General features: G+C 54.2%; 9 protein-coding genes and 1 pseudogene. 7 read left to right on the forward strand and 3 right to left on the reverse strand.

Annotated features, from left to right (window positions below; genetic code table 11):
* A pseudogene (locus ACI9KD_RS10065) lies at positions 1-217 on the forward strand (hemin ABC transporter ATP-binding protein); the annotation flags it as partial.
* On the opposite strand, the gene ACI9KD_RS10070 reads toward ACI9KD_RS10065, so the two are convergent.
* The 3 genes from ACI9KD_RS10070 to ACI9KD_RS10080 form a co-directional block, all read right to left on the reverse strand.
* Positions 169-831 (reverse strand): hypothetical protein, encoded by a 663-nt coding sequence (locus ACI9KD_RS10070; protein WP_414981037.1) that lies wholly within the window; start codon positions 829-831, stop codon positions 169-171. The pseudogene ACI9KD_RS10065 and the gene ACI9KD_RS10070 overlap by 49 nt on opposite strands.
* A 135-nt stretch (positions 832-966) precedes the next feature.
* A complete protein-coding gene (locus ACI9KD_RS10075; protein ID WP_414981038.1) occupies positions 967-1,248 on the reverse strand; it encodes a hypothetical protein in 282 nt (93 codons plus the stop codon).
* 194 nt (positions 1,249-1,442) lie between these two features.
* Complete coding sequence (locus ACI9KD_RS10080; protein ID WP_414981039.1) at positions 1,443-2,861, reverse strand: TIGR03013 family XrtA/PEP-CTERM system glycosyltransferase; 1,419 nt, start codon at positions 2,859-2,861, stop codon at positions 1,443-1,445.
* A gap of 303 nt (positions 2,862-3,164) precedes the next feature.
* Here ACI9KD_RS10080 and ACI9KD_RS10085 point away from each other — a divergent pair, with 303 nt between their 5' ends.
* From ACI9KD_RS10085 to ACI9KD_RS10110, 6 genes are all read left to right on the forward strand, one after another.
* A complete protein-coding gene (locus ACI9KD_RS10085; protein WP_414981040.1) occupies positions 3,165-3,938 on the forward strand; it encodes a S1C family serine protease in 774 nt (257 codons plus the stop codon).
* A complete protein-coding gene (locus ACI9KD_RS10090; RefSeq protein ID WP_414981041.1) occupies positions 3,935-4,414 on the forward strand; it encodes a low molecular weight phosphotyrosine protein phosphatase in 480 nt (159 codons plus the stop codon). The genes ACI9KD_RS10085 and ACI9KD_RS10090 overlap by 4 nt, the downstream gene beginning before the upstream one ends.
* Positions 4,415-4,485: 71 nt before the next feature.
* Positions 4,486-5,352 carry a PEP-CTERM/exosortase system-associated acyltransferase gene (locus ACI9KD_RS10095; RefSeq protein ID WP_414981042.1) on the forward strand — a complete coding sequence of 289 codons (867 nt, stop codon included), beginning with the start codon at positions 4,486-4,488 and terminating at the stop codon, positions 5,350-5,352.
* Positions 5,349-6,983 carry an FAD-binding oxidoreductase gene (locus ACI9KD_RS10100; RefSeq protein ID WP_414981043.1) on the forward strand — a complete coding sequence of 545 codons (1,635 nt, stop codon included), beginning with the start codon at positions 5,349-5,351 and terminating at the stop codon, positions 6,981-6,983. The genes ACI9KD_RS10095 and ACI9KD_RS10100 overlap by 4 nt, the downstream gene beginning before the upstream one ends.
* Positions 6,984-7,130: 147 nt before the next feature.
* On the forward strand, positions 7,131-9,884 hold the full coding sequence (gene prsT, locus ACI9KD_RS10105; protein WP_414981044.1) for an XrtA/PEP-CTERM system TPR-repeat protein PrsT: 2,754 nt from the start codon (positions 7,131-7,133) through the stop codon (positions 9,882-9,884).
* A 78-nt stretch (positions 9,885-9,962) separates the two neighbouring features.
* Positions 9,963-13,082, forward strand: coding sequence for an outer membrane lipoprotein-sorting protein (locus ACI9KD_RS10110; RefSeq protein WP_414981045.1), 3,120 nt, complete (start codon positions 9,963-9,965; stop codon positions 13,080-13,082).
* Positions 13,083-13,099: the final 17 nt, after the last annotated feature.

Below are 13,099 nucleotides of genomic sequence, written 5' to 3' on the forward strand. Positions count from 1 at the left end.
TCGAGAGTTAGCCGCTACCGAGGGTTACGCGATAGTCGCCGTACTCCATGATTTGAATCACGCACTGCGCTACGCAGACCAATGTGCGCTGCTGGCTGATGGCATGCTGGTGGCTAAGGGTTCTCCAGAGGCTGTTTTAAACGCTGATTGTGTAGAGCGCTTCTGGGGCTATCGGCCCCGGCGTATTAAATTAGCGGGTGAGTCGGTTTTGCTTTGAGTGTTGGTTGAGGCGTTTTGTAGGCTAAAATCTGAAGCACACGCATAGGCTAGGGAAGAAGCCCCGGGCGAATACAGAACAGCAGGCCAGGGCATGATCGCACTCAGGGTCCACTTGGGGTTGATCACCCAACTCGCGCCTAAATAGGGGATCACATAGCTATCGCTGGGACTGTCATCGCCAAATACGCCAAAGGCCCACCACAGTCTCTCGTTTTGCGTGTACCGTGCGAAAACGCCTGCCATCGTCTGCAGTGTCCAGTCAGACCTTTGCTGCGTGCTCCTATGACCTAGTGGCATGACAAATGCCGCAGCTTGCCACTGTGGATTGACCTGACGAAACCAGCCGACGGGCAGTCCCACGGTATCGACACGAAAATCCTCGCTACGGCTATCGTTGGTCTCAAAACTATGGCTGCTTACGTAGCCGCCAAGGACCAGCGCATCGTGGCTGCTTAATAGAAATGGGATGCCTCCCGCTGCAGACGCCCCTTGTTGTCGAAAGTCCAGCGTCTCGCCGGTCAAAGTGTTTTCGACTTGGGGCTCACCGTAGCTTCGGGCGCCTAGATAAGCGATAGGAATGAAGGGGACGTTGGATCCGCTGCGCTGAAACACGAAGTCGCTGTTATCAAAGGCCGCTACGGTGTCCTGGATAAAACTCTGCGCAGAGCACAAGGCAGTGAAGGCAGTGGCAAAAGTGTAAGAAACGCGGTGAGGAACGTGCGAGTCAGGAGCGGGCGCTCGAACCTATCAGGCAACGTGCCGTCTGTCGTGATGGGCGCGACGGTCTTCTTTGATTTCGAGGCCATCAATCGTGACAGGAAAAAAACTAGATAGGTTTTGTTTACGACGATCGTTTTCGGAGCGATCTTTCCAGTGGCGGTAGGGGGATAGATCCGATTCCATGGCCTCCATCTCTTCCTGAAGGTCTTGACCGGTCACATAGCGTTTTGCGGCGGAGGCGAAAACCCAGGCTGCAATAAGAAGTGCGCCTAGTCCGAGGATTCCGATGATGTTGAGTAGCACATCCATCAGATTAGATAAAAGCGTGAGCCGACATTACGTTCGGCGTACCTCCGCAGTGGTTTGGACAAGTGTACCGGTTACGAGTAGACCTGCAAGACCTGAGCCAGAGTTTTTCGCGAGTAATTACAGGAAGTTAGGGAGGTGGTCGCAGAGGGGTGTAAAAAATGCTGACACCCCCAAGGGCGACAGGGCGCTACGATCTAGCGGGCACCCTTGCCAAAGAGAATAACTTCGGCGGTCTGGAGCAGTACTAGAAAGTCCAGGAACAAGCTCTGGTGCTTCACGTAGTAGAGGTCATATTCCAGCTTGCTGAAGGTGTCATCAAGGGAAGCGCCATAGGGGTAGTTCATCTGTGCCCAGCCGGTGATGCCTGGCTTAACGCAGTGACGTTTCTCATAGAATGGCACGGTCTCGTTAAGTTCGCGAACAAACTCAGGACGCTCCGGGCGTGGGCCAACAAAAGCCATTTCGCCGGCCATCACATTAAGAATCTGTGGCAACTCGTCGATACGCGTCTTGCGCATGAACTTGCCAACCCGAGTGACCCGGACGTCGTTGGCTGTGGCCCAGCGTGCTTTGCCATCGCCTTCGGCGTTTACGGTCATGCTGCGAAACTTGATAACTTCAAAGATACGTCCGTCCAGACCTACGCGGCGCTGCTTGTACAGTATTGGTGCGCCCACGCCATCTTCCATCCATATGGCCACTACGGCGAGTAACATGAAGGGCCAGGAAATCATAAGAAGCATAAAGCTCATAGCAACGTCGAACAGACGCTTCACGATATTGGTCGCGTCCCCGCGCTGGAATCCGCTGCTGAAAGTAAACCAGCTGGGGTGCGCATGTTGGATCAGTACTTTGCCGGCTTCTTTTTCAAAAAAATCGACGATATCCAGAACGTTAACGCCCATGCTGCGGCAGTGCATGAGATCGTCCTGCGGCATATTGTCTCGACGATCTTCCAGGGCAACAACAACTTCATCAATGTCGTTACGACGAACGTATTCCGAGAGGGGGCAATCCAGCGTAAGTGCAGGCTCTCGCTCTATTACCGACTCTTCGCCCATTTGTCGAACGAAACCTACGATACGAAAGCCCCGACGATCAGCTTTACGACGCATTTTGTCACTGATGGTTGCGGCAGTGGTGCCGGTACCTAAAATCAGGACACGGCGCTTGAATTGCTCCATGTCGATAAAGCGGGTCCAAAGCAGACGATTCGTCAGTGCCGCTGCAAAGGCGATAGCGGCTGCCAGGGCAAAGTTGCCGCGCCAGATGTGTAGGTTCGGCATGACGTAGAAGATAAGCGACATCGCGGCAGTCATGAGTCCAAAAGCGCCCGCGGTGCGCAGCAGAATGCCGTTCACACCCTCGCGCAGCTTTGGCTCGTAAAGGCCCATGGAGAACATCGCGAGCGTGGTGACCACCGCAAAAATGACGGCTTGCAGGGGTAAATTGTCGACTAGGTTGTTGAAAGAGCCGGGCAGGTTCAAAAAGTACAGCGCGGCACCCGCGTAGACAGCACCCCCAAACAGCAACAGATCAATAAGCGCGAGCCAGTAGTAGCCCACGTTTATGTGGTGGTTGAAGATTCGCACTGTGCCAACGAGACCCGTCATGTCTAACCTATATAATTGCGCTTTGTCCAAAGCGGTATTGATCTAGCTCAAAGGACGTTTTTTTTCGCTCTGACTATAGACTTTAGCGCTGCGGCGGCAGATTACACGTTCAGTTGTAAAGAATTGTGACACTGCGCTCAAAAACACCTATTTTGGGTCAAAAGCTGCCTTGACTGACTGTGAACTGGCTCACATTAGGGTCCCGCGTCGCCAGTGATAGCTGTGTTCTTGGCTTTCCCAAACCCCCTGGGCAGGCCATTATGTCGGCTCTATTGAGGGCACTGCCCTGAGAGTGTGTTTTTGATGGTTCGCCTTATACATTTTCTATGCCTGTTACTGGTCTGCGGATCGGTCTTTGGCGATGACTTGCCGGACCTGCTGGAGCGGCTCACGCCCTCGGTGGTGGGGGTGGGGGCGGCCTATCCGCTGCGGGCACCCACGGGAGGCCGACCGCCCCGGCGATTGATGGGGACAGGCTTTGTGGTGCAGGCGGGCGCTGAAACCTATGTGGTGACCAACGCCCACGTGATCCCCAGCGATCTCGATAGCGATGGCCGAGAGCAGTTAACGATTTTTAGCGGCCGCGGCAATGCCTCGGAGCAGCGTTTTGCCCGCGTGCTAAAAAACGACCCGGAACATGATCTTGCAGTGCTGGCCTACGAGGGAAGCCGCTTGCCTGCGATGAGCCTCGCCTCCGATGATCGAGTGCGACCGGGGGAGCGGGTGGCTTTTACCGGGTTTCCCATCGGGGCCGTGCTGGGCCTCTATCCCATCACTCACGAGGGAATAGTGTCGGCTATTACGCCCGTGGCCAGACCGGCGGATCAGGGCCGCCAGTTAGACGCTGTGCAAATGAGCCGATTGCGGCGTCCTTTTGATGTCTATCAGCTGGATGCCATTGCTTACCCGGGTAACAGCGGCTCTGCGGTGTATCGGGTCACCACAGGCGAGGTAATAGGTGTTATGAACAGTGTGTTCGTGAAGGAGAGTCGTGAGACCTTATTGTCGGCGCCGTCGGGGATTGCTTACGCGATTCCGGTGCGGCATTTGCGCGAGCTTCTGGAGTCTTTGCAATGATCTGGCCCTTTAGTCGCCCCGAGATTACGGTGCTTATGGTTTGTACCGCCAACGTCTGCCGTTCACCGGCTGCCGAGGCATTGCTAAAGCATCACCTCAAAGCTTTGGGTATGAGTCGATCCATCGCAGTGAAATCGGTGGGCACCGATGTGGGGGCCCCCGGGCGTCGTCCGGATCCCCGGGTGCTATCGATACTGGATGAAATGGGGGTTAAGTCATCGGGTATGCGGGCCAAGGCGGCCTCGCAGGCGCTTATGGATGAGGCGAGTGTTGTTTGGGTGATGGAGAGCACTCATCGACAGGTATTGTGTGAGCGCTTTGCGGACTCTGCAGATCGCGTCGAGTTACTCGATCCTCGTGGACTGGATATCCCCGATCCCTATTTTGGCAACAAGGCCGGTGTGCGTATGACCGTTGAGCAGATTGACGGGCTGACGCGCGCTCATGCCCAAACCTTGTTAGAGCAGTTTGCTTAGAGTCTGCGCACTAGCAGCGCATCACTAAAAGACCCTTTATACTGCGTTGATAAAGAATATGAGCGTCGTGTATGTCTAAACCGCAAGTCAAACCAGAAATATCGTCACTCTTTATGGACTTTGCGCAGTTCTTTGAGCTTTCTCTGGCTCTGACTGACGAGCAAAAGGCCGATGTGTATCGCGTTCGCTATAGCGTGTATTGCGAGGAGTTCGGCTACGAGGATCCCGAGGCGTTTCTTGACGATATGGAAACTGATACGTTTGACGATCAGTCCATCCATTGTTTGGTTACCCACAAATCCACCGGTCTTCCCGCGGGTTGCGTGCGTCTTGTAACTGTCGAAGACAGCACTCGTATGCCCATGGAGGATCATTGTGACGGCAGTCTCGATGCTGATTTTTTTAGTCACTTCGAAAGTCGTAGAGGCTCTATGGCAGAGATTTCGCGATTAGCCGTAGATGGGCAGTTTCGTCGTCGTCGCGGAGAAAAAGCGACGCGATTCGGTGATACCGAGTCCTTGCACTTTGCCGCTCGCGAAAAACGCACATTTTCTCTGATTGCCGTATCACTGTTTCTAGCCGCGGCCGCGGCAGCAGATCTGATGCGCCGGAAAGACTGCTTCGCGATTATGGAGCCATTTCTACCGACTATTCTTCGTAGAATCGGGGTGACGGTGGAGCGTGTGGGCGAGGATTTTGAATATAAAGGAGTGCGGGCACCTTACTACCTCAACATAGACGAAGCGATTCGCAGTGGGCCCGCTGAGCTCCGCCTGTGCTACGACGTGGTTCGCAGTCAATTTGCTGAGATTCTCCTTCCCGAGGGGGTTCGCAAGGTTTCTAAGCTACGTCCAGCATTTGGGCTAAACGGACTCGATTCAATGCGCCCGGGTTTACCACAATTACTTAAGACAATGAGTCCGGAGAGTCAGCAATGACCGCCGAGGAAACGCTAGAAGAATTATCGTCCAGTGATTTAGTTGCTGCCATCGAGTCCTTTCGGAAGCTATTAGGCGATGACTATGTGCTGGTTGATGGTGAGACGCTTGCCAGCTATTCCACAGCCACTTTTCATACTGAGCAGGCCGTACCGGCCGTTTTGCGTCCCGCGAGCATCGAAGACGTGCAGGCGATTTTGCGCATTGCCAATGAGTTTACAGTACCGGTGTACCCGATCAGTACTGGCTTAAATACCGGTTACGGTTCCAAGGTGCCCACCAAAAGCGGCAGTGTGATTATGGAGCTCAAGCGACTCGATGCGATCGTCGAGTACAACGCCGAGCTGGGTTATGTGCGCGTGCAGCCGGGTGTCACTCAGCAGATGCTGTTCGATTTTTTGGGATCGCAAAACGCGCCGTTCTGGATTGATGTTACCGGTGCGTCACCGCATCACAGCATGATCGGCAACATCGCCGAGCGTGGCTTTGGACACACGGCGTTCTCTGACCACTTCGCGCACGTGGGCGGTTTTAAGGTCGTGCTGCCCCAGGGTGACTTGCTGCGTACGGGTTTTGGTCAGTATGAGAACGCCCAAGCGGTGGATGTTTACCGCTGGGGTGTGGGGCCGCACTACGATGGCCTGTTTACCCAGTCCAACCTGGGGGTGATCGTCGAGGCAACGATCTGGCTTATGCCTAAGCCGGATTACATGCAGTTCTTCAGCTGTAAGGTCGATAGTGATGCGGATCTACCCAAGCTCATCGAGGCGCTGAAACCCTTGAGACTGGATGGCACCATCAAAAGTGCCATGCACATCGGCAACGACTACAAGATGATCGCGGCGATCCAGAGCTACCCCTTTGATGCTGCCAATGGCGATACGCCGCTGCCTAAAGACGTGCTTGATGCAAAGAGTAAGGAATGGGACTGCGGTTCCTGGAATGTCTCTGGCGCGCTGTATGGCACGCGAGCGGAGGTGAGAGCTGCCCGTGGGCGAATCAAAAAAGCACTGCGCGGCAAGGTGCATCGACTCATGTTTATGGACACGCTCCTGCTGCGCCTGGCCGAGACTTTTGCCAAGCCCTATCAAATGATCACGGGCACGAACCTGCCAGAGCTCATGAAAATGCTCAAACCGGTGTTTGGTATGACCCGCGGCGAGCCCAGTGATGGCATGCTGCCCTCCAATTACTGGCGTAAGCCGTCCATGCCGGAGGCTTCCGGTGATTTAAGTCCCGAGCAAGATCGCTGCGGTGTCATGTGGATTGCACCCATAGCCCCCAACAGCGGTGCGCACGCCGAAGCGATCTGGCATATCGTTAGAGATACCATGCTGGCACACGGCTACGAGCCGGCGGTGTCCATCACCATGCTTACCGAGCGCACCATCGACTGCGTGGTGAATATCGCCTACGACCGCGATGTAGAGGGGCAGGACGAACAGGCCATGGCCTGCCATGACGACATGCTCAAGCAGTTTTGTGATGCGGGTTATTACCCTTATCGCTTGGGCATACAGACCGTGGGGAAGATGCCGCCGCGGACTGAAGCTTACGAGCGATTTATGAATGGCATTCGGGATCAACTGGATCCCAAGCGGATTTTGGCGCCGGGGCGCTATCTTGAATAGTATGGCAGGGTGTTCAGCCTGGATGTGGCGCTTAGATTTTCTTGGAGCGTGTTCTTAGTCACAGTTTGACGGCATGAATGGTCGAAAAGTAGTCGACTCTAATATACCCTTCGCAGCTTATAACCCCTGATGTCAGAGACAATGCTAATGCGTTTGCGATTGGTTCCACCGTTTCTACTACTCTTTTTGATACTTGGAGCGTGTTCATCTCCGCTAACCGAAGACGAACTCCTTATTCGAGCTTCAACGGCCTTGGCGGCTGGAGATGTGGCTGCGGCCGAGCTGGACGTCAAGACGGCTCTGCAGCAGAATCCCAACAGCGCAGCAGCGCGTTCACTTTACGGGAAGATCTATTTGCGCCAGATGGATCCCCTGACAGCGGCTGGCGAATTCGAGCGTTCCTTAGCGGCATCTGCGAGCAAGTCTACACTGCTGTTGATGGCTCAGGCCCTCGTGCAGGCCGGTGAGTCAGCTGAGTTACTAAGTGAGTACGATGTTGGTGCTTATTTCTCCATCAGTTCCGACCCTGAGTTTCAAGCGGTGCTCGCACGGGCCTACCTCGGACAGGTCGATTACGAAAACGCTCGGGCAGCGCTCGTGGCCGCCGATGACTCCGACAGTGACTACACAGATGTAACGCGTGCAATGTTTGCCTTGCAGCTAGACAAAGACAGTGAAGCCGCTAAAACGCTACTGACTTCAGTGGTCAAGCGTAGCCCGGAAAATGCCCACGCCTTGAGCGTGTTAGGTATTTTGGCTACTCGAGAGGGGGACCGGGATGCTGCGGAAGAGTATTTTTCTAAAGCATCAAAGGCCAACCCCTACAGACTCGGCGACCGCCTTCAGCTCGTGGACACGCAGATTCGTCTCGGCAAGGATGAAGCAGCGGACCGTGATCTCGCTCAGCTGGAAAAATTGATTCCGAATTATCCTGTCGTTAACTTTCTTCGGGGGCAGTTATATTTTGACGACGGTGAGTATGAAAATGCCATTAGCGCATTCTCTCAAGTCCTTACCGTAAACCCTCAGCATCCATCAGCATTGCTGCTGTCGGCTAACGCTAATGTGCGCACGCGAAACCTTTCCACAGCACGGCGGCAGTTCACGCAGTTTCTTTCGCTGCAACCTGGGCACCGACAAGCAAGTTTAGGGCTTGCAAACGTTATGTGGCAACTCGGTGAGCCCGATAAAACCGAATCGATAGCACGAGACATATTGAAGGAGCATGTTATGGACATTAGAGCATTAGGTTTCCTCGCCATGGCACTGTCAGCACAAGGAATGAATGCTGAGAGCGCCCAAGTCTATTCGCAGATTGCAGAATTGCAGCCTGAGTCAATAGAGGCGCGAATGGCTCTTGGTTCTCAGCAAGTAGTGGCTGGAGATGCAGTTGCAGGAATAGAGCAGCTAGAGGCCGCAGTGAACCTGGATCCAACGAACTCTACGGCGCGTGAGCGGCTGATAGCAGCGCAGCTCTCTATAGGCAATATTCCAGCTGCCGAAGAGGCAGCGCGAGCTTACAAGGAGCTAACGGCAGATAGTGCTCGTTCGTCCGTTTACCTTGGTCGTGTCCTGCTTCAATCGCAGAACCTCAGAGGCGCAAGAGCGGCATTTGATCAAGCACTGACGATCGACCCCGGCAACGTTGTAGCCAGTGGTGGCATAGCTACCCTAGAAGTTCTGGATAACAATTTTCAGGGGGCCATTGTTACGCTCGAGAGTGCGCTTAGAGCTAACCCAGGAGACTTGCCGACCAGCATGAACCTCGCGATTGTGTTGGAGCAAACGGGCGAGCTCGAGAAAATGCAGCAAACGCTGCAGGCCGCGATGGCGTCTAGCCCCCAAGCTTTGGAGCCACGTCTTGCGCTCGCTCGTGCTGCTCTGGGTCAGAATCGACCTGGAGAAGCTATAAATTTGATAACTCCAGTAGTGGATAGTAACGATCGGGATTATCGGGTACACCAGTTGCTTGCTGGAAGCTACCTTTTGACTGGGCAGCCTGAGGCCGCTGAAAGCAGCGCCCGAAGACTTTATCAGCTTCGTGGGCAAGATCCGGAAGTGCTGGTATTGGTGGCCCGTGTCGAAGCCGCGAACGGCAGGCTGGAGGTGGCTGAGTTGCGACTTGCAGAGGCGTTAGAGGCGGTTCCCAATAGTATCGAAATTCGCAAAATGCTGGTGGAGGTTTTGATTAAGCGAGGTAAGCGCGAGCAAGCTGCGGACGAGGTCGGGATGCTGCCAGTTGCCACACAAAACGAAGCTGATGTTGTGGCGCTGCGAGGCAGGCTCGCGCTATCTGCTGGCGATGCTGTCGGTGCAAAGGCCTTGTTTGAGCAGGCGTTTGAGCAGGCACGGACAAGCACTAATCTTGCTCTTTTGACTACCGCAAGGTGGTCGCTTGGCGAGCGAAGCGAGGCAATCGGCGATCTCGAACGGTGGGTTCAGGAATACCCAGATGACTTGTTGGTCTTGAGTCTACTTGCCTCACGGCAGGTGGAAGCTGGCAATAGCGACGAGGCTCGTAGGCATTACGGCACGCTCGTTCAGCGTCAGCCGGAAAATGTTCAGGCGTTAAATAATCTCGCGTGGTTTACGCGGGAAACTAACACGGAAATGGCTCTGGATTACATAGCCCGAGCGGATAAGCTTGCGCCGCAAAGCCCCCAAGTTAAAGACACCTACGCAATGGTGGAGTTAGAGCGCGGAGAGTATTCACGTGCACTCGCTCTAAATGACAAGGCCTTAGAGGGCGCTCCAGGCGACCCTGACATTCGCTTTAACCGCGCTCAGATCCTAATGCGTGCAGGACGTAGTGATGAGGCTCGGGAGGTGCTGGCTGAGCTGGCTGCGGGGCCTGCCTTCGCATCTCAGGCCGCTGCTACGGAGTTACTGCAGTCTTTGTAAGAGTTATTGGCCAAAACTGGCCCTTGGTTTGTCCGGTAGATGGGTGACCCAGGGCCCGCAAGTCGCTAGCATGACGCCATGATTATTGCGTCACAGTTTTTTCATTTCGTTGTAGAGCATCCCAAGCGCTGCCTGTTCCCGCTTCTGCTTCTGCTGCTCGTATCGCTCTACGGCTTGAAAGACCTTGCCAAAGATACCCGCTCGGACGCATTCCTGGCGCCCGACAACCCCGCCCTGATCTACCGGGACCTGATTCGCGAGCAGTTTGGATTATCGGATCCAATGCTCATCGCTTTGGTAGCCGATGGTGACTTGGGGATTTACCGTCCTGACATTTTGCATACGATTGCCGAGCTGACCGCCGCGGTAGCTGCTCTACCAAATGTTGATTCCGAAAACACGCTTAGCCTTGCTTCAGAATCTCTGATTACAGGAACCTATGCCGGGATTGAGGTGGTGCCGCTGCTGGACCCTTTGCCACAAACCCAAATGCAGGCTGATGCGGTACGTGAGGCGGTCGAAGACTTTCCGATGTTTATGGGGACTTTAGCCGCCCGGGATGGGTCGGCGGCATTGATCGTGGCGCAACTCTTTGATGAGGGGGTAGCGGAGGAAACTTACCAAGAGATACTCAGCGTGCTCTCAGCGGTCGAATTACCAGCTGGTGTGGTTGCTCATGTTGCTGGTGAGGGCGCGATTGCGGGTTATCTCGGTGCCTACATCGATGCGGATGCACAGCGTCTTAATCCGATCGCCGGGATGATCATTGTGCTGATGATTATTGTTGCCTTCCGACGGCTTGCTCCGGCGCTTCTGGCCGTTTTCATGATCATTGCATCGGTGAGTGTTGCTCTGGGGACAATGGCAGCGCTCGGAATTCCGTTTTATGTGATTACTAATGCTCTGCCGGTCATACTTATAGGGATTTCGGTCGCCGATACGATTCATATATTTAGTCATTTTTACGAAGCCCAGTCGAAGGCACCTCAGGTGCCTAGGGACGTGCAAATCGTCTCGACTATGAGTGCAATGTGGTTGCCAGTAACGATCACCTCACTAACCACCGCGGCTGGATTTCTTGGTCTTTACTTCGCGGCTTACATGCCGCCGTTTAAGTATTTTGGATTGTTCGCCGCTCTGGGCGTAGCGGCAGCTTGGTTGTATTCGATCGTGGCATTACCCGCACTAATGTGTTTGTGCCGTGTGCAGGTCGCTCAGCGCTTTATTGATCAAGAGCGGGCTGGGACCACCGATCGCCTAGGACAGATTCTGCAGAAACTTGGATCGCTTACGCTGCGCTACCCCCGGCGGATGATTGCCACCTATCTGCTAATGGCGGTCGGCGGAGTCTGGGCCGCAAGTCATCTCACTGTCGATGCGGATCGTATTCGTCTCTTTCATCCGGATGAGGCTATTGTCACAGCTGACCGCGCCATCAATGAGCATCTCAATGGCAGCAGCACTTTGGATATAGTTATCGAAACCCCGGATGAGGAGGGGATTTTTGACCCGGATGTACTCGCCCGGATGGAGGCCCTGGAGGTCTATGCTTTAACTCTGCCGCACGTAAAGGGCGCGAGCAGTATTGTGGATTATCTAAAGCAGATGAACCGAGTCCTGAAGTCGGGCGAGGCGGCAGATTATCTCATCCCAACATCTCGTGAAGAGGTGGCGCAGTACTTTTTACTCTACAGTTTTGCGGCGGACCCTGACGATTTTGCGCAACAGGTGGATTATGACTACCGCACTGCGAATGTGCGATTAACCATGAATCACGGGGGCTACCGCCAGATAAAAACGGTGTATGAAGAACTTGAGTCCTACATCGCTGAGCACTTTGATGATCGTGTAAAGGCTACGTTGAGCGGTCGAGTTAGTTTGAATTATCACTGGATTCGCAACATCGGGGATTCGCACTTCCGTGGTCTGGTGATTGCGCTTTTGTTAGTATGGGCGGTCGCTGCGGTCAGTTTTCGGTCCATAATGGCTGGGGGTTATACTTTGCTTCCAGTTATTGCTGCGATCCTTATTGTTTACGTTTTTATGGTCCTTCGCGGTTTGACGCTTGGAGTAGGTACTTCGATGTTCGCAGCTGTTGCGATTGGTCTTGGGGTGGATTTTGCAATTCACACTTTGAGTCGGTTGCAGATTCTGTGTCGGAGCCAAGATGATTCGGATGGGGGCGACGCGATGTTCGTTCAGTTCTTCATGACTACTGGTCGGGCGCTGTTGCTAAATGTGCTTGCCGTTGCGTGTGGGTTTGGTGTTCTGATGATCAGTCAGGTTACGCAGCTTCGCGACTTTGGCAGTATCGTCATGCTGTCGATGGCCGTGGCCTTCCTCGCTAGCGTTACTCTTTTGCCTGCTATTGTGTATCTGCTGAAGCCTAAGTTTGTTCATAGAGCTACGCAGATCCTCCCGCTGTTGGTGTTTTCGCTGATGGCAACGCTCTCTAATGGCGATGCTCGTGCCGATGAAGCACTGAGCGCAGACGCGATTGTGGCCCGGGTTAATGCGGTGCCTCAGGGCGAGCACGTTTCACGATCGCTGTTGTTTCGTACTATTGATAAGCGAGGCCGAACTCGAGAACGGCAAACTCAGAGTTTTCGACAGTACTTTGGCGAGGAGAGAAGGCTCGCGCTATTCTTCACGGCACCCGCGAACATACGAGATACCGCGGTACTTACCTGGGATTATCCTGAGACCACACAGGACGATCAGTGGCTTTACTTGCCGGCACTGCGCAAGGTACGACGGATACCTGCCGCAGACCGGGGTGACTACTTTCTGGGCACGGACTTTAGTTTTGAGGATATGAAGCTCGATGGGCAACTCAGCGCAGAAGACTATGATTACGAGCGTCTACCCAGCGAGCGGGAGGGCTTTTATCGCGTTCAAGCCACGCCTAAGTCGAGTGCTATTGCCAAAGAGTTGGGTTACTCGCGCACCGAGGCTCTCATCGATGGCAGCAACTGGATCGTGATGCAGGCCGACTTCTGGGATGTGAGCGGCGATGCTCTGAAGACCCTGCTGGTTGAAGACGTTCGTGAGATAGACGGTATTTGGACTAGACATAGACTACTCATGACTAACCACAAGACGGGGCACAGCACGCAGTTGCTATTTGCGGATGTTGATTACCTCACGCCGATTGATGATCGGGTTTTCACGCAACAAGCGATGCAGCGTGGCCTTTAAGTATGCGTACTAATTTG

Source organism: Congregibacter sp. (genome assembly GCF_047617445.1).
Classification (GTDB): domain Bacteria; phylum Pseudomonadota; class Gammaproteobacteria; order Pseudomonadales; family Halieaceae; genus Congregibacter.